This is a genomic window from Roseateles sp. SL47, assembly GCF_026625885.1.
GTDB lineage: Bacteria > Pseudomonadota > Gammaproteobacteria > Burkholderiales > Burkholderiaceae_C > Roseateles.
Genome location: NZ_CP113068.1, coordinates 6,071,184 through 6,096,399 on the forward strand (window position 1 = coordinate 6,071,184; position 25,216 = coordinate 6,096,399).

The 25,216-nt window shown below is 66.1% G+C and carries 21 protein-coding genes; 3 read left to right on the plus strand and 18 right to left on the minus strand.

The genetic code is table 11. The features are described 5' to 3' along the window. Positions 1 to 10: 10 nt before the first annotated feature. Genes ruvC through OU995_RS26275 form a run of 3 tightly spaced genes read right to left on the minus strand, consistent with a single transcriptional unit; the run spans position 11 to position 2,172 of the window. On the minus strand, positions 11 to 559 hold the full coding sequence (gene ruvC / locus OU995_RS26265; protein ID WP_267833108.1) for a crossover junction endodeoxyribonuclease RuvC: 549 nt from the start codon (positions 557 to 559) through the stop codon (positions 11 to 13). A 6-nt stretch (positions 560 to 565) separates the two neighbouring features. Continuing rightward, positions 566 to 1,546 carry a phosphatidate cytidylyltransferase gene (locus tag OU995_RS26270; RefSeq protein ID WP_267833109.1) on the minus strand — a complete coding sequence of 327 codons (981 nt, stop codon included), beginning with the start codon at positions 1,544 to 1,546 and terminating at the stop codon, positions 566 to 568. Beyond that, on the minus strand, positions 1,543 to 2,172 hold the full coding sequence (locus OU995_RS26275) for a lysophospholipid acyltransferase family protein (RefSeq protein ID WP_267833110.1): 630 nt from the start codon (positions 2,170 to 2,172) through the stop codon (positions 1,543 to 1,545). Before OU995_RS26275 ends, OU995_RS26270 begins: the two co-directional genes overlap by 4 nt. Positions 2,173 to 2,383: 211 nt before the next feature. Here OU995_RS26275 and OU995_RS26280 point away from each other — a divergent pair, with 211 nt between their 5' ends. The 3 genes from OU995_RS26280 to OU995_RS26290 all read left to right on the plus strand — a co-directional run bounded on the left by OU995_RS26280 (position 2,384) and on the right by OU995_RS26290 (position 6,444). Further along, complete coding sequence (locus tag OU995_RS26280; protein WP_267836391.1) at positions 2,384 to 2,773, plus strand: hypothetical protein; 390 nt, start codon at positions 2,384 to 2,386, stop codon at positions 2,771 to 2,773. 148 nt (positions 2,774 to 2,921) lie between these two features. Then, the gene (locus OU995_RS26285; RefSeq protein ID WP_267833111.1) at positions 2,922 to 4,673 is read left to right on the plus strand and encodes an ABC transporter ATP-binding protein; all 1,752 of its coding nucleotides are present in this window, start codon (positions 2,922 to 2,924) and stop codon (positions 4,671 to 4,673) included. Beyond that, the gene (locus tag OU995_RS26290) at positions 4,660 to 6,444 is read left to right on the plus strand and encodes an ABC transporter ATP-binding protein (RefSeq protein WP_267833112.1); all 1,785 of its coding nucleotides are present in this window, start codon (positions 4,660 to 4,662) and stop codon (positions 6,442 to 6,444) included. The genes OU995_RS26285 and OU995_RS26290 overlap by 14 nt, the downstream gene beginning before the upstream one ends. Before the next feature lie 12 nt (positions 6,445 to 6,456). On the opposite strand, the gene OU995_RS26295 is transcribed toward OU995_RS26290, so the two are convergent. The 15 genes from OU995_RS26295 to OU995_RS26365 form a co-directional block, all read right to left on the minus strand. Beyond that, the gene (locus OU995_RS26295) at positions 6,457 to 6,705 is read right to left on the minus strand and encodes a hypothetical protein (protein ID WP_267833113.1); all 249 of its coding nucleotides are present in this window, start codon (positions 6,703 to 6,705) and stop codon (positions 6,457 to 6,459) included. A gap of 305 nt (positions 6,706 to 7,010) precedes the next feature. Beyond that, positions 7,011 to 7,196 (minus strand): hypothetical protein, encoded by a 186-nt coding sequence (locus OU995_RS26300; RefSeq protein WP_267833114.1) that lies wholly within the window; start codon positions 7,194 to 7,196, stop codon positions 7,011 to 7,013. An 83-nt stretch (positions 7,197 to 7,279) separates the two neighbouring features. Continuing rightward, complete coding sequence (gene lpxC / locus OU995_RS26305) at positions 7,280 to 8,215, minus strand: UDP-3-O-acyl-N-acetylglucosamine deacetylase (protein WP_267833115.1); 936 nt, start codon at positions 8,213 to 8,215, stop codon at positions 7,280 to 7,282. Positions 8,216 to 8,239: 24 nt separating this feature from the next. Continuing rightward, positions 8,240 to 10,381, minus strand: a complete 2,142-nt coding sequence (locus OU995_RS26310; RefSeq protein WP_267836392.1) for a sensor histidine kinase — start codon at positions 10,379 to 10,381, stop codon at positions 8,240 to 8,242. A gap of 379 nt (positions 10,382 to 10,760) precedes the next feature. Continuing rightward, entirely contained in the window at positions 10,761 to 12,002 is a 1,242-nt protein-coding gene (gene ftsZ / locus OU995_RS26315) for a cell division protein FtsZ (protein WP_267833116.1), read from the minus strand. A gap of 119 nt (positions 12,003 to 12,121) precedes the next feature. Beyond that, entirely contained in the window at positions 12,122 to 13,351 is a 1,230-nt protein-coding gene (gene ftsA / locus OU995_RS26320) for a cell division protein FtsA (RefSeq protein WP_088454096.1), read from the minus strand. 8 nt (positions 13,352 to 13,359) lie between these two features. Then, positions 13,360 to 14,199, minus strand: a complete 840-nt coding sequence (locus tag OU995_RS26325) for a cell division protein FtsQ/DivIB (protein ID WP_267833117.1) — start codon at positions 14,197 to 14,199, stop codon at positions 13,360 to 13,362. A 22-nt stretch (positions 14,200 to 14,221) separates the two neighbouring features. Next, complete coding sequence (locus OU995_RS26330; RefSeq protein ID WP_267833118.1) at positions 14,222 to 15,208, minus strand: D-alanine--D-alanine ligase; 987 nt, start codon at positions 15,206 to 15,208, stop codon at positions 14,222 to 14,224. After that, a complete protein-coding gene (gene murC, locus OU995_RS26335; protein WP_267833119.1) occupies positions 15,205 to 16,623 on the minus strand; it encodes a UDP-N-acetylmuramate--L-alanine ligase in 1,419 nt (472 codons plus the stop codon). Before murC ends, OU995_RS26330 begins: the two co-directional genes overlap by 4 nt. After that, positions 16,620 to 17,711 carry an undecaprenyldiphospho-muramoylpentapeptide beta-N-acetylglucosaminyltransferase gene (murG, locus tag OU995_RS26340; RefSeq protein ID WP_267833120.1) on the minus strand — a complete coding sequence of 364 codons (1,092 nt, stop codon included), beginning with the start codon at positions 17,709 to 17,711 and terminating at the stop codon, positions 16,620 to 16,622. Before murG ends, murC begins: the two co-directional genes overlap by 4 nt. After that, complete coding sequence (gene ftsW, locus OU995_RS26345; protein ID WP_267833121.1) at positions 17,708 to 19,000, minus strand: putative lipid II flippase FtsW; 1,293 nt, start codon at positions 18,998 to 19,000, stop codon at positions 17,708 to 17,710. Before ftsW ends, murG begins: the two co-directional genes overlap by 4 nt. Further along, a complete protein-coding gene (murD, locus tag OU995_RS26350; RefSeq protein WP_267833122.1) occupies positions 18,997 to 21,063 on the minus strand; it encodes a UDP-N-acetylmuramoyl-L-alanine--D-glutamate ligase in 2,067 nt (688 codons plus the stop codon). Before murD ends, ftsW begins: the two co-directional genes overlap by 4 nt. A gap of 20 nt (positions 21,064 to 21,083) precedes the next feature. Beyond that, entirely contained in the window at positions 21,084 to 22,262 is a 1,179-nt protein-coding gene (gene mraY / locus OU995_RS26355; protein WP_267833123.1) for a phospho-N-acetylmuramoyl-pentapeptide-transferase, read from the minus strand. Next, positions 22,252 to 23,697 (minus strand): UDP-N-acetylmuramoyl-tripeptide--D-alanyl-D-alanine ligase, encoded by a 1,446-nt coding sequence (locus tag OU995_RS26360; RefSeq protein ID WP_267833124.1) that lies wholly within the window; start codon positions 23,695 to 23,697, stop codon positions 22,252 to 22,254. Before OU995_RS26360 ends, mraY begins: the two co-directional genes overlap by 11 nt. Further along, positions 23,697 to 25,211, minus strand: a complete 1,515-nt coding sequence (locus OU995_RS26365; RefSeq protein ID WP_267833125.1) for a UDP-N-acetylmuramoyl-L-alanyl-D-glutamate--2,6-diaminopimelate ligase — start codon at positions 25,209 to 25,211, stop codon at positions 23,697 to 23,699. Before OU995_RS26365 ends, OU995_RS26360 begins: the two co-directional genes overlap by 1 nt. Positions 25,212 to 25,216 lie beyond the last annotated feature (5 nt).

Here is a 25,216-nt window from a genome sequence, read left to right on the forward strand (position 1 = left end):
GGGCCAGCGGTCAGTAGGTGCGCCCCTTGCGGAACTGCGCATGCTGGCGCCGTTCCAGCGTGGTGCTGCGGCTCATCGCCTCAAAAGACACCCGCGCATGCGCATGCATGATGGCCAGCCCCAGGGCATCGGCCGCATCCTTGCCGGGTTCACCTGGCAAGGACAGCAAACGCTGCACCATCAGCTGGATCTGCTCCTTCTTCGCATGGCCGTGGCCCACCACGGCCTTTTTCATCTGCAGCGCGGTGTATTCCGACACATGCAGATCGCAGGACACCAGCGCCGTCAGCGCCGCCCCGCGGGCCTGGCCCAGCAGCAGCGTGGATTGCGGATTCACGTTCACAAACACGATTTCCACCGCTGCACATTGCGGCTGGTAGCGGGACACCACCTCGCGCACCCCTTCATACAGGATCTTGATGCGCCCGGGCAGGTCGCCGGTGGCCACGCTGCTGGTCTTGATGGTGCCGCTGGCAACATAGGACAGGCGCGGCCCGTCCGCGTCGATGACGCCAAACCCTGTGGTCTGCAGGCCGGGGTCGATGCCGAGGATGCGCATGATGGGTCAGCTCAGGGTGCGGAAGTACCAGCGCACCGAATGGAAGAACACAGGCGCAGCAAAACACATCACGGCGATGCGGTCCAGCAGCCCGACCGCCCCGGTGATGGCGCTGCGGTTGCCCCAGGCGTTGATCCCCGCATCGCGCTTGAGCGCCTGCATCACGAACGAGCCGAAGCTGCCACAACCGGCCGCCACCAGCGCCGCGATGGCGGCCTGGCCGGCCTTGAACGGGGTGATCCAGTACAGCAGCGCCCCCACCAGCGCGGCGGTGAAGACACCGATCCACCAGGCCCGCATCGAAAACGACCGGCTGATGTGGCGTGCCACCGGCCGTGCCCGCATCTTGCCGGTGGCGACCTGCTGCGCAATCTGGCCGCAGGCCACCACCGCCACCAGGAAGAACAGCAGGAAGGCGCCTCGCCCTTCGTATTTCGGGATGTCCAGCAGCAGCAGCGCCGGTGCATGGGAGAGCCCATAGACGCACACCATGATGCCCCATTGGATCTTGGCATTGCGCTCCAGGAAACGCGCCGGGTCGTCCGCCAGCGCGCTGGCCACCGGAATCGCGAGGAACCCATAAACCGGGATCAGCACCGAGAACAGGTCGAAGTGACGGGTGCCGACCAGCACGTATTGCAGCGGCAGGATCACGAAGAAGGCGAGGATCAGCCCGCGATGGTCCGCGCGGCGGGTGTGCAAGAGCGTGATGAACTCGCGGAAGGCGAGGAAGGAGAACACGCCGAACAGCAGCGTCGCACCCACCGGACCGGACACCCAGGCGGCCCAGAACAGGCAGGCGCCCACCCACACCATGTTGAGCTCATGCCGGAACTTCGCCCGGCGCTGAAGCACGTCGTCCTGCTCCGGCCGTTCCCGCAGGGACCACAACAAGGAGCCGATGCTCACCAGGATCAGCATGCCAAACAGCACCACGAACAGCGCGGCCACCTGCTCGCTGGTGGTCAGCGTCTTGAGCCACCTCATTCCTTCCACCCTCCCGGCCGCTGGGCCATGATGGCGGTCCGCGCCCGCTCCAGAAAGGCGCGTTTGTCTTCACCGGGCTCCAGTTTCAAGGGGGCCCCGAAGGTCACCGTGCACAGGATGGGCACGGGCACCACTTCGCCCTTGGGCATGACGCGTTGCACGTTGTCAATCCAGGTGGGAATGAGTTCCACATCGGGGAACTGCTCGGCCAGATGGTAGAGACCCGCCTTGAACGGCTGCGGCGCTCCCTTGTTGGAGCGCGTGCCTTCAGGAAAGATCACCAGCGAGTCGCCGGATTGCAGCGCATCCACCAAGGGCTCCAGCGGATCTTCATCCGGCGTGGCGCGGGTGCGGCTCACATAGACGGCATTAAAAACGGCGGTGGTCAGCCAGGTGCGGAGCTTGCTGCCGGTCCAGTAGTCCCGGGCGGCAATCGGTCGGGTGCGAGCCCGCAGTTCCGATGGCAGCGAGGCCCAGATCAGCACCCAATCGAAGTGACTCTGGTGGTTGGCAAAGTAGATACGCTGGTCCGCAGTCGGCGGGCAGCCCTTCCAGTGGCCCTGGGCACCCGTGATCAGGCGCGCCAGCCAGGCCAGGAAGAGGCCGGTAATGTCGGCTAAGAACATGGGGGCATTATCGCCCGCCCGATCGACCTCACCCGGGGCCGGCATGCCGAATGCTGTACAGCTACCGAAAGGAAACCGATGGCTTGCCGCAGGCCCTCTCGCAGCGCGATGATCGGACCGCTTGTTCAGAAGTCCCCCCTTTCAGGTTGACTCGACCATCCAACAGGAGACAGACCCCATGAAAGCTTCCCGAACTTTGCACTCCGCGCCGATGTCCCGCATGCCCGGCGTTTGCAGCCTGCGGGCCGTGGCACTCGCCCTGGCCCTGGCGGGCGGGGCCGGCCTGGCTGCGGCCCAGCAGGCTCCGGCCATGGTGAAGGACGGTGTCCTGGTGGGACACAACGACATGACCCTCTACACCTTCGATAAGGACAGCGCCGGCAAAAGCGCCTGCAACGGCCCCTGCGCCAAGAACTGGCCCCCGCTGATGGCCAAGGCGGACGACATGACCGTCGGCGACTGGTCCATCATCACCCGCGACGATGGCGGCAAGCAGTGGGCCTACAAGGGCAAACCGCTGTATTTCTGGGCCAAGGACAGCAAGCCGGGCGAGCGCACCGGCGACGGCGTGAACCAGGTCTGGCACGCCGCCAAGCCCTGAGACCCGCGGGTCTCGCGCCGCAAGGCCCGCGGCCCGCGCCCCGTGCGTGGGCCTTGTTTCATTGGGGATGACTTTGCGGGGGTGATACGCACCGGGAGACAATGGACCGATACCGCCTCGCGGCGGTCCTCCTGCTTTCCCGCCCCGCATGACCCTCCAACAGTTGATCGGCGGCCACATGCGCCGCCACTGGCGGCCCTATGCCGCCAGTGCCCTGATGCTCAGCACCATCGCCGTGCTGACCGTGTGGATCCCCCGCCAGGTCGGCCATGTGGTGGACGAACTGGTGGCGCAGCGCCTCACCGGCTGGACCCTGGCCGCCGAGCTGGGGCTGCTGCTGCTGGCCGGCCTGTGCATCTATCTGCTGCGGGTGGGTTGGCGGCTGGCCCTGTTTGCCACCGCCTATGAGATGGGGCGCGGCCTGCGCCAGCGGCTGTACGACCAGATGACCCGCCAGGGCCCCGCCTTCTTCCATGCCCAGCGGACCGGCGACCTCATGGCACTGTCCACCAACGACATCGATGCCATCGAGATGGCGGCCGGCGAAGCGCTGCTCGCCGCCTTTGACGGCAGCCTGACTTTCATCTTGGTCGTCAGCATGATGACTTTGAGCGTGGACGCACGCCTGGGCCTGGCGGCACTCGCCCCTTTCCCGTTCATGGCCTATGCGTTCTGGCGGATTTCGGAGCGGGTGCATCAGGCGTGGTCGGATTCGCTCACCCGCTTCTCCGCCCTCAACCAGCAGGTGCAGGACAGTCTGGCGGGGGTGCGCACCGTGCGCGCCCTGGGCCTGATGAATCGCAGCCGCGCGCAGTTCAGCGCCCTGGCGCGCGAGGCGGGTGACGCCTCCTATCAAGCCCAGCGCTGGGAAGCCCTGTTTGAACCGGCCGTCGGTTTGTCGCTGTCGGCCGCCACGGTCATTGCCCTGGGCACGGGGGCGTGGCTGGTAGCGCGGGCAGAGATCACCATCGGCCAGTTGACCGCCTTCACCATGTACCTGGCCCAATTGATCTGGCCGATGTTCGCCGCTGGCTGGGTGCTGTCGCTGCTGGAGCGTGGCGGTGCCGGATGGGCCCGCCTGCAGCCGGTGCTGAATGCGCCCGATGGCCTGCAGGACACCGGCACGCAGGCCATGCCCGCCCATGCGGCAGTGCACTGGGACCACGTTGATTTCCAGTATCCCGGCATGACCGCACCCGCGCTCACCGGCATTGATCTGCAACTGATGCCGGGCCGCACCCTCGGCATCGTCGGTGCCACCGGCTCGGGCAAGTCCACCCTGCTGAAGCTGCTGCTGCGCCAATACGAACCTACGGGAGGTTGCCTGCGTGTGGGCGGCATCGAAGCGCCGCACATCCGCCTGGCGGCACTTCGTCAGGCCATTGCCTGGGTGCCGCAGGAGCCCTTCCTGTTCTCCGCCTCGATTGCCGACAACATCGCCCTGGCCCGTCCGCAAGCCACGCGTGAAGAGATCATGGCCGTGGCCGAGCTCGCCGCCGTGCATGCCGATGTCGCTACGCTGCCGCAGGGGTATGACACGCTGGTGGGGGAACGTGGTGTCACGCTCTCGGGTGGCCAGCGTCAGCGGGTGGCCATTGCACGCGCGCTGCTGGCCGGTGCGCCGCTGCTGCTGCTGGACGACGCGCTTTCCGCCGTGGACAGCGGCACCGAAACCGAAATCCTCCAGCACTGGCGTGAACTGCGTCAGCAGCATCCGGAGCGCAGCCTGGTGGTGGTCAGCCACCGTCTGTCAGCGGTGATGGACGCGGACGAGGTTGTGGTGCTGAAGCAGGGCCGCATCATCGAGCGCGGCACCCATGCCTCGCTGCTGGCCCTGGATGGCTGGTATGCCAGCCAATGGCGTTATCAACAACTGGAGGCCAGCCTTGACGCAGCCTGAGTCCAGCGGCAGCGCGGCAACGGACGGCCGCCCGGAACATTCCCCCCGCGAAGCGCTGGCGCTTCTGGCGCAGGCCGCCGCCCCGGAACGTCGGGGGCTGATCAAGGGCCTGGCATGGTTGGCGGTGGCCGCCGCCCTGGAAGCCATCGGCCCGATCCTGGGCAAGCACTTCATCGACAAGCACGTGCTGCCACGGCAGTTCGATCTCGGCTCGATGGCGCTGCTGCTGGGCGCCATGCTGCTGGCCGGCTGGACGGCCAGCCTGACGCGGTATGCGCAATTGCGCCGCATGGCGGCGGTGGCGCGGCGGTCGGTGCTGCGTCTGCGGGAGCAGGTCTATGCCCATGTGCTGGCGCAGCCCATGGCCTTTTTCGACCGCAGCATCACCGGCCAGTTGCTGAGCCGCATCACCAACGACACCGATGCGGTGAACAACCTCTACCGGCAAGTGCTGTTTGTGATGCTGGACTCCAGCATCGTGGTGCTGGGGGCTTTGGTGGCCATGGCGTGGCTGGACTGGCGGCTGATGCTGATCGTGCTGGCCCTGGTGCCCGCCAGCTCCGGCATCATCTGGCTCTATCAGCGTGCCAGCAGCGGCCCGGTGCAGCGGGCACGCGCGCTGCGGGCCGAGCTCAATGCGCAGATGGCCGAGAGCATGGCCGGCATGGCCATGCTGCAGTCCGCAGGCGCGACGGCCCGATTTGCGCAGCGATATGAGGCCGTCAACCAGGCCCAGCTGCAGGCGCGTGTGCAGGAACTTCGGGCCAATGCGTGGCTGCTGCGCCCGGCGCTGGACCTGCTGAATGTGCTGTTGATCGTCACGGTGATCTTCGGCTTCGGGCAGCGGAATCTGTCCGGGGTGGAAGTGGGGCTGCTGTATGCGTTTCTGGCCTATATCGCGCGGGTGGTGGAGCCGCTGATCCAGATCACCATGCAGTTCAGCCAATTGCAGCAAGCGCTGGTGGCCGCCTCACGCGTGCGAGCCTTGCTGCGCGAGCCGGTTCCCGCCCAGGCTCAGCAGCAGGCACTGACGGTGCCCCACGGCGCCATCCGCTTTGAACATCTGCAGTTCGGCTACAAGCCTGGCCAACGGGTGTTGCAGGATCTGGACCTGGACATCGCTGCAGGCAGCTTCGTCGGCATTGCCGGGCATACCGGCTCGGGCAAGTCAACGTTGCTGGCGTTGCTGCTGCGTTTTTATCTGCCGGAGAGTGGCCGTATTCTGGTGGACGGCCAGCCGCTGGAGCAGTTGCCGGATGAGGCCTTCCATCGGGCCGTTGGGCTGGTGCCGCAGGAGCCCTATCTCATTGCGGGCACCGTGCGCGAGAACATCCGCATGGGCCGCGACATCAGCGACGAGCGACTGGAAGCAGCCGCCCGGGCGGCACGGGCCGACGACTTCCTGTCAGCACTACCCCAGGGGTGGGACAGCCGTCTCGGTGATGGGGGCCTGGCCGTGTCCACCGGCCAGAAGCAATTGATTGCCCTGGCGCGGGCGCTCGCGGGAGACCCGCGCATCCTGTTGCTGGACGAAGCCACCGCCAACATCGACAGCGCCACCGAGATCCAGGTGAGCGAAGCGCTGAGGGCGCTGCGGGGGCAGGTGACGGTGGTGGCGATTGCGCACCGGCTGTCCACCATCCGCGATGCCGACCAGATCGTGGTACTCAACCACGGCCGGCTGGCCGAACGGGGCTCCCACGAGGCCTTGATGGCGATGGAGGGCGGGCTTTATCAGCGGCTGGTGCAGTTGCAGGCGCTGGAGGAGTGAGGCTCTTGGGTGTCAACGGGCGTCAGCCACCACTTCCTGGTAGGGGGCGCGGTACGACGCCTGCTCGATGAAGGCCTGCTCAAGGCGAGCCCGGTCCAGCGCAGGTGTTCGCGTGGAGGTTTCCAGCAGATGGAGACGGGCGATGCGGTCGCTTTTGGCACGGAATTCAGAAGGCCTGAGCACCTGGCTCAGCGGAATTGCGACGGCCAGGGCAGCCAGCAACAGCACAGCCACCAGATCCGGAACCTGTGGAGTCGACATGAAGCGCATTTCAAATCTCCTCCCGCCATCGGGCGGCTCCCGAGGTGACCTGAGCCCGCGCCCTCTTGGTGGGGCGCCGGTGAACGGGGCCCAGGCATTGCGTGGACCCTGAGATGCACTCTAGGCGTGAAGCGGGATGGGCGGAAGTCGGGAGCTTCCTGCAAGTGGTGTAAGTCGATTGCCTACATGCAGGCACTCAGGTGCCACCCGAGCGCCATTGAGGCCGGCCGCTCAGGGCCCTTCCCCAGCGCGACTGCGCCAGCTCATCCCCGCCGTCCCGACGGAAGAGGCGCGCCAGCGCGCGCTCAGAGCAGCTTGGCGACGGTCTCCAGCACCAGCACCGCAAAGGCGCCAATTCCTGCAATCACCGTCCACTTGATCAGGACCATGCCGCGCCAGCGCCAGATCGGCTGGCGAGTGCCCACATAGACCGCAAAACAGACCAGGCCGCCGGCCAGCAGCAGGCCAATGACCAGACGGATGATCATCATGGCCGAGTCACTCCAGACAGCCCCGAGCCTGACCGCCCATCAAACCGCACATCACACCGCCGATCCACGCACGCCACCGTCCGTCACCAGGCCGGTGCCAGTTCGGCAAACCCGGTCGGCGCTTCGCGCTCGTCCTCGAAAGTGACGATCTCGTACGCGTCCGCATCCTTCAGCAACTCGCGCAGCAGCAGGTTGTTGAGTGCATGCCCACCCTTGAACGAGGTGTAGGCCGCCAGCAGCGGATGGCCCACCACCTGCATGTCACCAATGGCGTCCAGGATCTTGTGCTTCACGAATTCATCGTCGTAGCGCAGGCCTTCCGCATTCAGCACGCGGTAGTCATCCACCACGATGGCGTTGTCCATGCTGCCGCCCAGCGTCAAGCCGCGCGAACGCATCAGCTCGATGTCCTTGGTCATGCCAAAGGTACGGGCCCGGGCAATCTCGCGCTTGTAGCCGCCGCTGCCCATGTCAAAGACATATTGCTGGCCGGTGGCCGCCACAGCGGGGTTGTCGAACTCGATCTCGAAAGTCAGCGTGTAGCCGTGGTGGGGCACCAGACGGGCCCACATCAGGCTCTTGCCCTCGCCCTTGCGCACTTCCACCGGCTTCTTCACCCGCAGGAACTGCTTCGGCGCGGACTGCAGCTCAATGCCGGCGGACTGCAGCAAAAACACATAACTGGCCGCCGAACCATCCAGCACCGGCACTTCGTCCGCGTTGATGTCGATCACCAGGTTGTCCAGCCCGAGGCCGGCACAGGCCGACAGCAGATGCTCGATGGTCTGTACTTTGGGCTGGCCGGGATCGCCCTCCGGGCTGATGGTGGTCGCCATCCGCGTGTCACAGACGTTGGTCGTGCGGACCGGAATATCCACCGGCTGGGCCAGATCAACACGGCGGAACACGATGCCGGTGCCAGGTGCCGCCGGACGCAGGGTGATTTCCACCTTCTGGCCGCTATGGATGCCCACGCCGACGGCGCGGGTCAGCGACTTGATGGTTCGTTGCTTCAGCATGAGGGCGATTGTCCCAAAACGGCTTCAACCCTGCTGGAGCGAAGGTTCCGGATCCGTGCGTTCTACCGGAAGACGCAGGGTGACAACGGTGCCATGACCCGGGCTGCTGTCCACCCGCAAGCTGCCGCCCAGTTGGCGGGCCCGGCGTTGCAGGCCCCGCAACCCGCGGCCGGCAGTGATAGTCGCCACATCAAAGCCCTCGCCGTCGTCTTCCACCCGGATTTCCACTTTGCGGCCCAGGTCCCGGGTCACCACCCGCACCCGGGTCGCCCGGGCATGCTTGAGCGCATTGGTCAGCGCCTCCTGCATCAGGCGCAGCACATGCAGCGCATCCGGTGGCTCCAGCCATTCCAGCACCGGCAGGTCGTGTACATCCCATTCCAGACGCAGGCCCCCCAGTTGCAGACGCTTGCCCAAACGGTAACGCATGGTGGCCAGCAGCGACACGAGATCGTGGCCGACCGGCTCCAGGGAGTCGATGACCAGCCGCAGGTCGTCCACACATTCCCGCAGCACGGTCACCACCTGATCCTGCGCCATGGAGCCCTGCTCCACCGCCACCATGGCCGACAGCAGCGAGGAACCGAGACCGTCGTGCATGTCCTGCATGATGCGCTGGCGCTCCAACAGCAATGCCTGCTGCCGTTCAACTTCGCGCAGCTTGTCGTGCTGCGAGCGGAGCTGGTCACTCTGTTCCGCCAGCCGCTGGGCCATGTCTTCATTGGCCCGTTCGATCCCCCGCAAGGCCTGGATGTAGCGGTACTGCACCGCATAGAGGAAGCTGGCCAGGATGACCAGCGTGGCGAACGGCATCAGATAAATGTGCTCCGGCCACCACCAGCCGGCCAGCAGGCCCAGGTCATGGATGGCCAGGGCGATGCCAATCACCAGCGAAGCCGCGATCAGGCGCAGTTCCCGGCTGCCCTGCCGCCAGGCGATGGTGGCCACAAAAGCGGTGCCGCCCAGCCCCACGACCGCATTGCAGATATGCAGCATCACCAGCGTGTCCATGCCACGTCCCCACAGCGGCAGCGAGACGATGCTGGCCACGAGGACAAAGGCCGTGACGGTGCGCTCGAAGCGGCTGAAGCGCTGGCGGGCAAATCGCAGGGCAAACAGGAAGGTCAGCAACATCACCCAGGACATCGAGGCATGGGTGATCCACCAGAACCAGTCGAGCGCATCGCGGGTGCGGGGCAGATCGAGGTGGTAGTGCAGATTGCGCACCAGCCAGGCCACGCTGGCCAGGGCAAACAGCAGATACGCCGGTTCGTCCCGACGCTTGATCCACAGCACCAGCGCGAACAGCCCCAGGGTGACCAGCGTCAAGCTCGTGGCCTGGGGCACGCCGATCTGGAGCACCCAGCGCCGGTCATGGCGCGGTTCCAGGTCTTCACGGGCGCCCAGCCAGACGCTGGAGACGGAGTAGTACAGGCCCTGCATCACCGGCACCGCGATGACCACCTCGATTTCGCGCTCATCCCGCAGTTCGGTCAGGGCGGCCGGCAGCACCACCCACAGCGGCCGGACCCATTGCTCACGGGCACCGGACTGGTTGTCAAAAACCGGGCGCCAGCCGTTGTCCGTGTTGACCAGCACCGCTGCCGCCTGCGCCACCAGACGAGGCATGTACAGCGCGACGCTGGTCGGCCAGCGGCTGTGCGGCGGTGCATAGCGGATGCGGTACCAGCGCATCTGGTAGCGGCGACTGGTGTCCAGGTCGCTGGTGGCTTCGCGCTGTCGGACATCGGGCAAGGTGACCGGATGCCAGGCCGTTGGGGTGGAGGGGGGCAGCAATTCGGCGGGAAGTTGTCCGGCGCCGCCATCCATGGAGCGCAGGGCGCTGCGCCAGGCCTGGAGTTGTTCCAGCGTCCAGTCGCTGGTGGCCACCAGCGCCTCCGTGGCGCGTTGCGCCCCGGGCCCTTCCACCACACCGGTTCGATCTGAACCCGAGGCAACACCATCGCTGGCGGCCTGTGTGCCTTCGGTGGCAAGCACGCCCAGCAGGCCCGGCCGGGTGTTGGCCCCCACGTCCAGGCTGGGGGAGGAGGCGGCCTGCACCGGCATCAGGTGCAGCGCCAGCAGGAGGCTCAGCAGCAGAGCGCGCAGCGCCAACACCCACGCAGCCTGCGGGACATTGATCAGGCATGGATAGACGGCCAGCATCCTGCGCAAGACGCTGCGCCATCCACCTGTGTCACTGCCTGAAGATCCCTGCACCATGCCGCGCTTTTATGTGTGTTGGGCCTCATTGCGCCAGAAACACCTGATGCATGCGGCGCGGCAACTATGCCGAAGTTCCCCGTCCGGCACGAGCCCGGAATTGCAACAAGACGGTCCCAGCGACCGTCCATCTGCGGGGGCAGCGCAGATAAAAAAAGGCCATGCCGAGCTGGGCATGGCCTTCAGTCGCTGATGGTGGCAGAAACAGGCCCTCAAGGCCCCCGAATAACAAGCAACGGCCCAGCCATCACCGGCTCATGCCCAGGACGTGAGCAAGCCGGGACCCTGAGCAGCCTCCGGGGCCGCAAAGGCCAGACCGGGATCAGTCGGCCTGCTTGCGCAGGAAGGCCGGGATCTCGATCTCGTCCATGCCATTGGACGACAGGGCTTCCACCTTGGCGGCGGCCGTACGGCCATGGCGCCAGACGCTGGGCACGTTCATGCCGCCGAAGTCCTGGGCGGTCATGGTGGCGGCCGGAGCGGCGGAAGCCGTTGCACCTGCGGCGGAACCGGGCATCACCACCGGCTGCGTCAGCACCGGCATGTTGTCGGTGCCAGTCCGCAGCGTGGCGGTCTGCTGCACCACTTGCAGCGGCTGCTGTGCACGCGCACGTTGGCTCAGGCCGGTGGCGATGACCGTCACGCGAAGCTGGTCACCCAGGCTTTCGTCGTAGGCCGTGCCGTAGATGATGTGTGCATCTTCAGCGGCATAACGCTTGATGGTGGTCATCGCGTTACGGCTTTCAGCCAGCTTGAAGTTGTTGCGGCTGGCCGCGATCAGCACCAGCACCCCACGGGCGCCGGACAGATCGATGCCTTCCAGCAGCGGGCACGCCACGGCCAGTTCTGCGGCCTTGGTGGCACGGTCCGGGCCGGCCGCCACGGCGGTCCCCATCATGGCTTTGCCCGGCTCGCTCATGACCGTCTTGACGTCTTCAAAGTCGACGTTCACCAGACCCGGCATGTGGATGATGTCCGAGATGCCGCCGACGGCGTTCTTCAGCACGTCGTTGGCGTGCGCAAACGCCTGGTCCTGCGTGACATCGTCACCCAGCACTTCCAGCAGTTTGTCGTTCAGCACCACGATGAGCGAATCCACGTTGGCTTCCAGCTCGGCCAGGCCGAGATCAGCAGCCTTGGCGCGGCGCGACCCTTCAAATTCAAACGGCTTGGTGACCACGCCGACGGTCAGGATGCCCATTTCGCGAGCGACGCGGGCAATGACCGGTGCAGCGCCGGTGCCGGTGCCACCGCCCATGCCGGCGGTGATGAACAGCATGTGGGCGCCCGCGATGGATTCGCGGATGCGCGCTTCAGCCTCTTCAGCCGCAGTGCGGCCGACTTCCGGCTTGGCGCCGGCACCCAGGCCGGTGTGGCCCAGTTGCAGGAGCTGATCAGCCTTGGAACGGTTCAAGGCCTGGGCATCGGTATTGGCAACGACGAATTCCACACCTTGCACGCCTTGCGCAATCATGTGTTCCACCGCGTTACCGCCGCCGCCGCCGACACCGATCACCTTGATCTGCGTGCCTTGATCAAACTCTTCGATCATTTCGATGGCCATATCAAACCTCCTGTCCATATTGTGCAACTACCATCAGCGAAATTGAAGTGGCTTCGCCACATTTTTGACACTCATTCCGGGGCCAAATCCCGATGGCCACCGCAATGAGTCAGGAAAACCTAGAAATTGCCGAGGAACCAGTCCTTGGCCCGTCCAAACAGCGTCTTGACCGACCCCGCCTGCTGGGCCGCTTTAAACCCCCGCGTGCGAGACAGCCGGGCTTCTTCCAGCAAACCCATCACCGTGGCCGATCGCGGATTGGCCACCATGTCGAACAGGGCGCCACTGTAGGTCGGGTTTCCCCGACGTACCGGTTTCAGAAAAATGTCTTCCGCCAGTTCGACCATTCCCGGCATGACCGACGACCCGCCGGACAACACGATGCCCGACGACAACAGTTCTTCGTAACCGGATTCCCGGATCACCTGGTGGACGAGTGAAAAAATTTCCTCCACTCGTGGCTCGATGACGCCGGCCAATGCCTGTTTTGACAACATTCGTGGCGCACGGTCACCCAAACCCGGCACTTCCACCTGATCCGCCGGGTCCGCCAGCAATTGCTTTGCCACCCCATGCTCGACCTTGATTTCTTCGGCGTCCTTGGTCGGCGTGCGCAGCGCCATGGCGATATCGCTGGTGATCAAATCGCCAGCGATTGGAATCACGGCGGTATGCCGGATGGAGCCCCCGGTAAAAATGGCCACGTCGGTGGTGCCAGCGCCGATGTCGACCAGCGCCACGCCCAGATCACGCTCATCCGAAGTTAGTGCTGCCAAACTGGAAGCACTCGGATTCAGCACGAGTTGCTCCACTTCCAGGCCGCAACGGCGCACGCACTTGACGATGTTCTCGGCGGCACTCTGGGCACCGGTCACGATATGGACCTTCACCTCCAGACGGCCGCCGCTCATCCCGATCGGCTCTTTCACCTCATGGCCGTCAATGACAAATTCCTGAGGTTCCACCAACAACAGGCGCTGATCATTGGGGATATTGATGGCCTTGGCGGTTTCCACCACCCGGGCCACATCCACCGGCGTCACTTCCTTATCCCGGACGATGACCATACCGGTGGAGTTCTGGCCACGAATATGGCTACCCGTGATACCGGTAAACACCCGCGAGATCCGGCAATCGGCCATCATTTCGGCCTCTTTCAGCGCCTGCTGAATGGACTGGACGGTGGCATCAATATTGACCACCACGCCGCGTTTCAGTCCATGGCTGGGTGCAACGCCAAGACCGGCAATGCGCAATTCCCCGTTGCCCATCACCTCGGCCACCACGGCCATGATCTTGGCCGTGCCAATGTCCAAACCAACGACCAAATCCTTGTATTCCTTGGCCATGCCAGTCCTCAATTCTTCTTGGTAGCGCCTTTGGGCGCATTGGAAACGGTGGTCACCCCCGCCAACCGTACGGCGTACCCCTGCTCATGTCGCAGGTCCGCAGAAATCATCGACGTGTGATACCTGCCGGTAATCCGTGGAATGCTGTCCATGAATTGGGAATACCGGGCCACCACGTCCGCCTCTGTGCCCCGGCCCAGTTCCACCACGGCGCCCTTTTCCAGGGTGACTTTCCAGGAACCGCGCCCGGACAAATCCAGCCGCTCCACGCCTTCATTCAATTTGCTGCGGCTCAGCGGGTCCAGCTTTTGCCACATGGCTAGCATGGCGGCGGCGGTTTTGGCCGGCCCGGAGAGCGTCGGCAGGTCGTCGTCTTCCACATCCCCGAGGTTGGCTTCGAACACCTCGCCAAAGGTGTTGACCAGGCGGGTGTCGACCACCGCGTCGCTGTCGGCGTCCGCGTTGTCGGCCTTGGTTTCCCAGTAGGCGGCGGGGTGGTGTTCCTCCAGCCGCACCAGCAGCTTGCGGGGCCAGACCCGTTGCACCGTGGCCCGCCGCACCCAGGGCACCGCCTCAAACGCCTGCCGCGCGTTTCGCAGATTCATGGTGACGAAGTTGCCGCGCAGGCGCGGCAGCGCATTCGCCCGCAGGGACGCCGTGCTGTTGCGGCTCACATCCCCTTCCACCGTGATGGCGCCGACGGCAAAGAAGGGTTGGCGCACCAGCCATTGAAAGGCCAGGCCCAGGCAGCCCACCGTCACCGCCAGGAACAGCAACGCCGCGACGCCGTTCATCAGACGGATGTCCGGCGGCACGGGTGGCGGGGTGTGGGTGAAGGTGGCGCCCATGATGGAAGGGTCGGTCGCGTCCTCAGGCCGCCGGGGTCAGCGGCGCGGGTTGGTCGAGCGTGGCCTGGGCCAGCAGCCACAGGCACAACTGCTCATAGCTGATGCCCACCGCTTTGGCGGCTTTGGGCACCAGGGAATGAGAGGTCATGCCCGGGGAGGTGTTCATCTCCAGCAGAAAAACCCGACCATCGCTCTTGCGCAGCATCAGGTCCGCCCGGCCCCAACCGCGGCATCCCAGCGACCGATAGGCCTGGAGCACCAGCGCCTGGATCTGCGCTTGCTGAGCCGCAGGCAGTTGTCCGATCAGGTATTGCGTGGTGTCGGTGAAATACTTGTTCTGGTAGTCGTAGTTGCCTTGCTCGGCACGGATCTCGATCACCGGCAGTGCCTGCGCTTCATCCCCTTCGCCCAGCACGGCGCAGGTCAGCTCCTGACCGTCGATGAATTCCTCACACAGCACTTCGGTGTCGTACTTCGCGGCCAGGGTGACGGCGTCCTGCATCTCGGAGTAGCCATTGACCTTGCTGGCGCCAACCGACGAGCCTTCATGCGGTGGTTTCACAAACAGCGGCAGACCCAGATCATCCGGCACGGTGCGCACACGTTCGCGCGTCAGACCATCGCCCTTGAGACTGACCCAGCGCGGAGTGGGCAGGCCTTCAGCCAGCCAGATGCGCTTGGTGGTGATCTTGTCCATGGCCATGGCGGAGGCCATCACACCGGAGCCGGTGTAGGGAATGCGCAGCAATTCCAGCGCCCCCTGCACCGTGCCGTCCTCACCGTGGCGGCCATGCAGAGCGATGAAGGCGCGCTGAAAACCGTCGGCCTTGAGCGCCAGCAAGGAGCGCTCGGAGGGGTCGAACGGATGGGCGTCCACGCCGCTGGCGCGCAGCGCGCCCAGCACGCCCGCGCCCGACATCAACGACACCTCGCGTTCAGCGGAATCGCCCCCTTGCAGCACGGCCACCTTGCCGAGCGCCTTCACATCGATGTTGAGGTCCAGTTTCATGGCCGGCCCTTCCCTTGCGTCATCAGTTCCACGGTACGGGCCGGAACGGCAGCAATCGAGCCGGCCCCCATCACGATCAATACATCACCGGCCTGCGCGTGCGCGGCCAGGGCCTGCGGCAAGTGCTGCCAGTCGCCGACATAAGCGGCCGAGGTGCCTTTGGCGTTGACCGCCTGGGCAAGACTGTCCCCACTGATGCCTGGCAGCGGTGCTTCACTCGCGGCATAGATGTCGGTCAGCAGGACGGCGTCGGCCTGGGCCAGGACGTCGGCGAATTCGGTGAAGCAGTCACGCGTGCGGGTGTAGCGGTGCGGCTGGAAGGCCAGCACCAGCCGACGGCCGGGGTAGGCACCCCGGGCGGCGTTCAACACGGCTTGCATTTCCACCGGGTGATGACCGTAGTCATCGATCAGCAGCGCACTCCCCTCACCCACCGGCACCTCGCCGTAGGACTGGAAGCGCCGGCCCACGCCGCCAAAACCGGCCAGGCCCCGCAGCACGGCGTCGTCGGGGACATCCAGCTCCATGGCCATGGCGATCACCGCCAGCGCATTGAGCACGTTGTGCCGACCCGCCAGCCGCAGGTGCACCGCCAGGGGCGCACGCTCGCGGCCCTGGCGGTCACGCCGCAAGGCGGTGAAGCGCATCTGACCGCCGACATCCGCCTGGATATCGATGGCGCGCACATCATGGGCCGGGTCCAGGCCATAGAGAATCACCGGACGCGACAGCATGGGGACGATGCTGCGCACGCCAGCGTCGTCCCCGCACAGGACCCCAGCGCCCCAGAACGGCATGCGGTGGAGGAAGTCCACAAAGGCCTGGCGCAACCGGGCCATGTCGTGGCCGTAGGTGTCCATGTGGTCCGCGTCGATGTTGGTGACGATCGCCAGTTGCGGAAGCAGGTGCAGGAAGGAAGCGTCCGACTCGTCCGCTTCCACCACCATGAGCGGGCCGCCGCCCAGGGCCGCATTGGCACCGCTGGCCAGCAGCTGTCCGCCAATGGCATAGGTGGGGTCAAGCCCGGCCTGCAGCAAGACGGTGGTGAGCAGCGAGGTCGTGGTGGTTTTTCCATGCGTGCCCGCCACGGCAATGCCCATGCGCGGCCGCATCAATTCGGCCAGCATCTGGGCGCGCAGCAGCACTGGAATATGCTGCTGATGGGCGGCCATCAGCTCCGGGTTGTCTGCCTTGATGGCGCTGGACTTCACCAGCACCTGCGCCTGGCCCACATGCGAGGCCGCATGGCCGATGTGCACGGTGACCCCCAGCGCGCGCAGGCGGCGCGTGGTCTCTCCCTCGCCCTGGTCGGACCCGCTGACGCCATAGCCCTGGGCCACCAGCAATTCGGCAATGCCGCTCATGCCGGCGCCACCGATGCCGGTGAAGTGAATGCGTTGCAGGGCGTGCTTCATGCGCGAGCCTCCCGCAGCTTCACCAGCGCTTCGATTTCATCGGCCACTCGCGCGGCAGCCTGCGGACGGGCCAGCGTGCGGGCCTTGCTGGCCAGACGCAGCCATTGCTCGCGCGGTGCTTGCAGCAACTCGTGCAACTTCTGAGGTGTCAGTTCCGACTGCGGCAAATGCACGCCGGCCTCGTGTTGCGCCATGTATTGCGCGTTGTCCCGCTGATGCGACGTGGTGCTGACCACCAGCGGCACCAGGATGCTGGCCACACCGGCGGCGCAGAGCTCGGACACAGTCACCGCACCGGCGCGGCAGATCACCACATCGGCCTCGGCCAGGCGCTGGGCCATGTCGTGGATGAAGGGCACCACCTCGGCCTGCACACCCGCCTTGGCATAAGCGGCCTGCACCAGCGGGAAGTTGGCCTCCCCGGTCTGATGGGTGACGTGCGGGCGCTGATCTTCCGGCCACAGGGCCAGGGCTTGCGGCAGCACGTCATTGATGGCGCGGGCGCCCAAGGATCCGCCCACCACCAGCACCTTCAGCGGCCCATTGCGGCCGGTAAAGCGCAGTTCGGGAGCGGGCAGGTCTTCAATTTCGGCGCGCACCGGATTGCCGGTCACCACGCTCTTGCGTTGCTGCGCGGCGGCCAGGCCGTCGAAGCCAAAGGCGATCTTGCGGGCCACAGGGGCCAACGCCTTGTTGGACAGCAGCAGCGCCGCATCCGCATTCACCAGCAGCAACGGGCGACGCATCAGCCAGGCCATGAAACCGCCGGGCAGGCACACATATCCGCCCATGCCCAGCACGGCATCGGCACGGCGCTCGCCCAGCACATGGGCACTCTGGGCCAGTGCGCGGAACAAGCGTCCGATGCCCAGCACCGCATGGCGCAGGCCCTTGCCACGCAGGCCTGCAAACGCCAGACGGTCGATCGGCAGGCCCGACGGCGGGACCAGCTTGTTCTCCATGCCGGCTTCGGTGCCCAGCCAGGACACGGTCCATCCGCGGCGCTGCATTTCAGCGGCCACCGCCAACCCGGGGATCACATGGCCCCCGGTGCCTGCGGCCATCACAACGAGGTGGCGCGTGCTCATGCCCGCCCTCCCCGCATCAACTGCCGGTTTTCAATATCAATTCGCAAAACGATCGCCAATGCCACACAGTTCAAAACAGTTGCGGAGCCCCCATAGCTCATCAGCGGCAGGGTGAGGCCCTTGGTCGGCAGCGCGCCCAGGTTCACACCCATGTTGATGAAGGCCTGTCCGCCCATCCAGATGCCAATGCCCTGGGCATAAAGACCGGCGAAGACGCGGTCCAGCGCCACCGCCTGCCGGCCGATATGGAACAGCCGGCGCGACAGCCAGAAAAAGGCAAAGATCACCAGCGCCACGCCGATGAAGCCCAGTTCCTCGCCGATCACGGCGAGCAGGAAGTCGGTGTGGGCTTCGGGCAGGTAATGCAGCTTTTCCAGGCTGGAGCCCAGCCCCTGGCCGAAGAACTCACCCCGACCAAAGGCAATCAGCGAATGCGTCAGCTGATAGGCCTTGCCCTGCGCGTACTTCTCATCCCACGGGTTGAGGTAGGCAAAGATGCGCTCACGCCGGAAATCGCTGAAGGTGATCATCAGCACAAAGGCGCCGATCAGCACCGCCACGCTGAGGAAGAACATCCGCCCGTTCACACCGCCCAGGAACAGGATGCCCATCGCAATGGCCGCAATCACCATGAAGGCGCCCATGTCGGGCTCCGCCAGCAGCAGCACCCCAACAAACGCCAGGGCGCAGGCCATCGGCCAGACGGCATGGAAGAAGTTTTCCTTCACCTCCATCTTGCGGACCATGTAGTTGGCCGCATACATGGCGATGCCCAGCTTCGCCAGCTCCGACGGCTGGAAGTTCATCACGCCCAGGGGCAGCCAGCGGCGGGCGCCGTTGACGCCCTTGCCCACATGCGGCACCAGCACGATGACCAGCAGCACCAAGGCCAGCACGAACAGCTTGGGCGCATGACGCTCCCAGACGTTCACGGGCACCATCACCGTGATCCAGCCGGCCAGCAGGCCCAGCAGAATGAAGAAGCTCTGCCGCGCAAAGAAGTGCATGGGCGAGTACTTCGCGAACCGGGGACTGTCCGGCAGCGCGATGGACGCGGAATAGACCATCAGCAGGCCCAGGCTCAGCAGGCACAGCACCACAAACACAAGCGTCAGGTCAAAGCCGAGGATGCGAGTGGGCTGGCCGGCGGAGGTGGAAACCCAGTCCCGCACCGGCACGTCGACGCTGCCGGCGGCCCCGGTGGCGGCGCGTTGGCGGCGGGCCACCGAGCCCAGCAGACCACGCAAGCGGTCCCCCAGGCCGGACAGGGTGCTGGTCACGGCGGTCATCCGATCAGCCCCTCGTCCTGCGCCAGTTCACGCACGGTGGCAATGAACACCTCCGCGCGATGGGCATAGTTGCGGAACATGTCCAGGCTGGCGCAGGCCGGGCTCAGCAGCACGCTGTCGCCGGCCTCAGCCTCGGCCAGCGCCCAATGGGTGGCCGCCTCCAGCGAATCATGGCGGTGCATCGGCACACCGGTGCCTTGCAGTGCCGCTTCGATCTGGGCGGCATCCCGGCCGATCAGTGCAACCGCACGGGCATGCACCGCCATCGGCGTGGCCAGTGGCGAAAAGTCCTGTCCCTTGCCATCGCCCCCCAGGATCATCACCAGCTTGGCCGGGGCGCGATCCACGCCCAGGCCCAGGATGGCGGCCACGGTGGCGCCAACGTTGGTGCCCTTGCTGTCGTCGTAGAAGTCCACTCCCTTGACCGAGGTGACGAATTCCACGCGATGAGGCTCGCCACGATATTCACGCAGGCCGTGCAGCATGGGCGCCAGCGGGCAGTCGATGGCGCTGGCCAGGGCCAGGGCGGCAAGGGCATTGGCGGCGTTGTGACGCCCCCGCACGCGCAGCGCGTCGGCGGGCATGAGGCGCTGCAGCGAGAGCGGCTCTTCTTCTTCGCCCTTGCGCCGCTTGATGCCTTCTTCCAGCTCGCGCGCGCGGACCAGCCAGGCCATGCCGTTTTCCACGACCAGGCCGAAATCCCCCGGGCGGCGGGGCGCATCCAGGCCAAAACGGACCACATGGCGCTCCACCAGCTTGCTGGGGCGCCCACGGCCTTGCTTGACCTGCACCGGGGCCGGCACCAGGGCTTCGACCTCGGCGTCGTCGCGGTTGATGACCATCACGGCCTGCTCACCGAAGATGCGGCCCTTGGCACGCGCGTAGGACGGCATGTCGCCATGCCAGTCGAGGTGGTCCTGGGTGATGTTGAGCACAGCAGCGGCGGAGGGCTCAAAGCCCTGGACGTCGTCGAGCTGGAAGCTGGACAGTTCCAGCACCCAGACTTGCGGCAGCACGTCGAATTCCGGGGGACGCGGTGGCGGTGGCTTGATGGGCAGCGGCGCTTCGTCGAGCAACTCTGCCACGGTGTCGAGCACATTGCGGTCGTCGGGTTCGGGGGCGGCGGCGGCGGCAATGGCGGTGGATACGGCTGAGGCCGCCATGGCGGTGGATGCAGCTGAGGCTTCAATGTCGGCGCCTGTGGCTGCGGCTGCAAGGTCGGTAGGCGTCGCCGAGGATGCGAGGTCGGCGCCTGCATCATTTTCAGCGCCAGCGCCCACGTGGGGGGCCCCAGCAACGTCAGTGGCGCTAGCGTCGGCGTCGGCGTCCGGGTCGGCACCAGCACCAGCACCAACATCCGCTCCAGCAGCATCAGCCCCTGCCCCGGTGGCCCCACCTAGAGCAAAGTCCGCAGTTGCAGCAACGTCCGCACTTGCCACAACGTCTGCCCCTGCAGCAACGTCCGCACCTGCGCCCCCATCCGTTACCGCCTCGGGCGTGGACGCCGACGTCTCATCGGTCGGTTGCGGCTCACGGTCCAGCGCATCTGCCAGCGTGCCCAGCAGTGTGGGCCCGATGTTGCCGGCCATGGCCACACGCCGACCCGCCCGTTCGGCCAGCAGGGCCGTCATGCTGGTGGTGGTGGTCTTGCCGTTGGTCCCGGTGATCGCCAGCACGCCCGGTGCGTAGCGATAAAGCGTCTTGAGCTGCTCCAGCGCCTGGGCAAACAGTTCCAGCTCTCCCTGCACCCGCAGCCCCAGCGCGCCAGCGACGGCATACACCGCCTTCAGGCGTTCATCCAGCGGCGACAGCCCGGGGCTCTTCAGCACCAGGGCCGTGGCATTCAGCAGGCCGTCCAGTTGCTCCGCCGACAGCGGCCCATGGAGGAACTGCGCGTCCGGCAAGCGCTCACGCAACGTGGTGAGCTGAGGCGGCTGTTCTCGGCTGTCCCACACCGTCACGCGCGCACCCAGGCGCGCCGCCCAGGCCGCCATGGCCAGACCGGAGTCGCCCAGACCCAGCACCAAGGCGGGTCGATCCTGGAAGAGCGCGGGGAAGTCCATCGTGTTCCGTCCCGTTCCGCTCAGCGCAGCTTGAGGCTGGCCAGACCGACCAGGCACAGCAGCATGGTGATGATCCAGAACCGGACCACCACCTGGGTCTCTTTCCAGCCGGACTTTTCGAAGTGATGGTGCAGCGGCGCCATCTTGAAGATGCGCCGGCCCTCCCCATACTTCTTCTTGGTGTATTTGAACCAGCTCACCTGCAGCATCACCGACAGGACTTCCGCCACAAACACACCGCCCATGATGCCCAGCACGATCTCCTGGCGCGTGATCACCGCCAGCGTGCCCAGGCCGCCGCCCAGCGCCAGAGCGCCGACGTCGCCCATGAACACCTGAGCCGGATGGGTGTTGAACCACAGGAAGGCCAGGCCCGCACCCGCCAGCGCGGCGCAGAAGATCAGCAACTCACCGGCGCCCGGGATGTAAGGGAACAGCAGGTAGCGGCTGTAGACCGACGACCCGGTGACATAGGCAAACACGCCCAACGCCGAACCAACCATCACCACCGGCATGATGGCCAGGCCATCCAGACCGTCGGTGAAGTTCACCGCATTGCTGGTGCCCACGATCACCAGATAGGACAAGCCGATGAAACCGAAGACGCCCAGCGGATAGCTGATCGACTTGAAGAACGGCAGCATCAGGTCGGCCTTGGGCGGCAGCTCGGTGGAGAAGCCACTGGAGACCCATCGGAAGAACAGCTCCACCACGTTGTAGAAGCTCGTTTCCGACACGCTGAAGGCCAGATAGATGGCGGCGATCAGGCCGATGATCGACTGCCAGAAGAATTTCTCGCGGCTGCGCATGCCCTCCGGGTCCTTGTTGACCACCTTGCGGTAGTCATCCACCCAGCCGATGGCACCAAAGCCCATGGTGACCAGCATCACCACCCAGACGAAGCGGTTGGACCAGTCGAACCACAGCAGCGTCGAGACGCCGATCCCGATCAGGATCAGCACCCCGCCCATGGTGGGCGTGCCACTCTTGGACAGATGCTGCTGCACCCCATATTCTCGAATGGGCTGGCCGATCTTCAGTTCGGTCAGCCGGCGGATCACCCACGGGCCAAAGGCCAGGCCGATCAGCAGCGCGGTCAGCGCCGCCATCACCGCGCGGAAGGTGATGTAGTTGAAAACGCGCAGGAAACCCAGTTCAGGGAAATAGGTCTGCAGCCATTGGGCCAGACTAAGCAGCATGGGTTTCTCCTCGTCCGCCGGACTGCAAGGCGGCCACGATCTGTTCCATCTTCATGAAGCGCGAGCCCTTGACCAGAATGTTCTGGACCTGGGGCGCTTCGTCCAAGGCCTGGATCAGTTGATCCACGGTGTCGAAGGCGCGTGCGCCAGCGCCGTAAGCGGCGGCGGCATCACGGGCCGCAGTGCCAGCGGTCCACAGGGCCGCCAGGCCCTGGTCGGCCGCATGGGTGCCCACTTCGCGGTGGAAGGCCGGGCCCTGTTCGCCCACCTCGCCCATGTCCCCCAGCACCAGCCAGGAGCTGCCCGGCAGTTCGGCCAGCACGTCGATGGCGGCACGGACGCTGTCCGGGTTGGCGTTGTAGCTGTCGTCGATCAGGGTGATGCGGCGGCCCTGCCACACCGCCGTCTGCAGGGCTGAACGGCCCTTGACCGGCTTGAAGCGCTCCAGGCCCTCGCGGATGGCGTCCAGCGGTGCGCCGGCAGCCAATGTGCAGGCCGCAGCGGCCAATGCATTGCGCAAGTTGTGCTGGCCGGCCATGGCCAGCGCCACCGGCACGGTGCCAGCGGGGGTGAGGATGTCCAGGGCCCAATGTCCGGCCCCGGCGTCCGCAGCCGCGTCGGGCGTGGTGTCCGACGGCGACACCCATTGCGCGCGTCCCATCACATCCGCCTGGCCCTGCAGCGCGAAGGTCAGCATGCCGCGACCGGCCGCCAGTTCATGCCACACCGGGGCGCAGGCATCTTCCGCCGGGAAGACGGCCACACCGGCCGGGCCCAGGGCTCGGATGACTTCGCCGTTCTCACGCGCCACGGCCTCCACGGTGTGCATGAACTCCTGATGTTCCCGCTGGGCGTTGTTGACCAGCGCGACCGTCGGCTGTGCCATGGTGGCCAGCGGCGCGATCTCGCCGGGATGATTCATGCCCAGCTCCACCACGGCGGCGCGGTGCCAGGCCGTGGGGTCCTGGCGCAGGCGCAGCAGGGTGAGCGGCACACCGATCTCGTTGTTGAAGTTGCCCTCGGTGGCCAGCATGGCGGCGTCGCCCAGCCAGGCGCGGAGGATGGACGCAATCATCTGCGTCACCGTCGTCTTGCCGTTGCTGCCGGTGACGGCGATCACGGGGAGGTGCTTGCTGGCGCGCCAGGCCTGGGACAGCAGCCCCAGTGCCAACTTCGCATCCGGCACCAGCAGGCCGGGCAGGCCGGCTTCCACCAGGCCACGCTCCGCCACGGCGGCCACCGCGCCGGCTGCGCGGGCCTGCGGCAGAAACTCATGCGCATCAAAGCGCTCACCGCGCAGGGCCACAAAGAGATCGCCCTCACGCAGCTGACGCGTGTCGGTGCTCACCCGGCTCAGCGGGGTGGCGGCATCGCCCACCAATTGCACCTGCGGCAGCAGCGGCTGCAGCAGGGCATGGGCCTGACCGAGCGTCATCACAGGCCGGCCCTTTCAATCAACGCGGCACGAGCGGCCTGCACATCCGAGAACGGACGGCGTTCGCTGCGGATCTCCTGATAGTCCTCATGGCCCTTGCCCGCAATCAGCACCACATCCCGGGCACCCGCGTCACGCACCGCATGGGCGATGGCGTCGGCCCGGTCGGTGATGACCTGGCGCGGGGCCGTCGTCGGCAGGCCGGCTTCGATATGGGCCAGGATGGTGGCCGGATCTTCATCACGCGGGTTGTCGCTGGTGAGCACCACCTGCTGGGCCAGACGAGCCGCGATGGCGCCCATGAGCGGACGTTTGCCCGGGTCCCGGTTGCCACCGCAGCCAAACACCACCCGCAACGCGCCCCCACGTGCGGCGGCCAGCGGCTGCAGCGCCAGCAGCGCCTTTTCCAGGGCGTCAGGCGTGTGGGCGTAGTCGACGACCAGTTGGGGAAGTTCGCGGCCATTGCCCACGCGCTGCATGCGGCCAGGCACCGGGGTGACCCGCGCGGCCACACCGGCGATGTCGGCCAAGGAATGACCCAGCGCACGCAAACCCGCGATCACACCGAGCAGGTTGGAGACGTTGTAGTCACCAATCAAACCGGTCTGCACCGTCACGGCGTCCGCGCTCCCCTGTTCGCGAAGCGTGAACGCCAGGCCCTGCGCCTCATGCCGCAGCTCTTCGGCCCACAGGCGTGCGTCGCTGCGGTTCAGGCCGTAGGTCCACAGGTCCAGGCCCGAGGCAGCACCTTCAGTGGCCAGCTCGCCCCCCTTCGCGTCGTCCAGATTCAGCACGGCCGCCTGCAGCCCGGGCCAGCTGAACAGCCGGCGCTTGGCGGCCCAATAGGCCTCCATGCCGCCGTGATAGTCCAGATGGTCCTGGGTGAAGTTGGTGAACAGCGCCACCTTGATGCGGGTCCCGGTGAGGCGGTGTTCTTCGATGCCGATGGACGAGGCTTCGATGGCGCAGGCGCCAAAGCCGTCATCAGCCATCCGGCGGAAGGCTTCCTGCAAACGCACCGGGTCCGGCGTGGTCAGGCCGGTCGCTTCGATGGAGGTCTGTGTGGCCGCACCCGGCACCGGGGGCTGGCCAACACCCAGCGTACCGATGACCCCGCAGCGCGATCCGAGCAGGGTCAGCGCCTGGGCAATCCACCAGGCGCTGGACGTCTTGCCATTGGTGCCGGTCACGGCCAGCACGTCCAGGCGGCTGCTGGGCTCGCCGTAGAAGGCCGACGCGATCTGGCCGCAGCGGGCCTTGAGGTCCGGCAACGAGGCAATGCGGGCATCCACAAAGCCATAGTCCGCCACGCCCTGATCTTCGACCAGGCAGGTGGCCGCGCCGGCCGCCAGAGCACCAGCCACAAACTGGCGGGCGTCCTTGGCATAACCGGGCCAGGCAATGAACGCATCACCGGCGCCAACAAGACGGCTGTCGGTGCGCAGTTGGCCGCTGGGGGTCCATTCCTGCAGCCAGCGGGCGGCTGCTTCGGGAGATTTGAGGTGCATCAACATGGGGC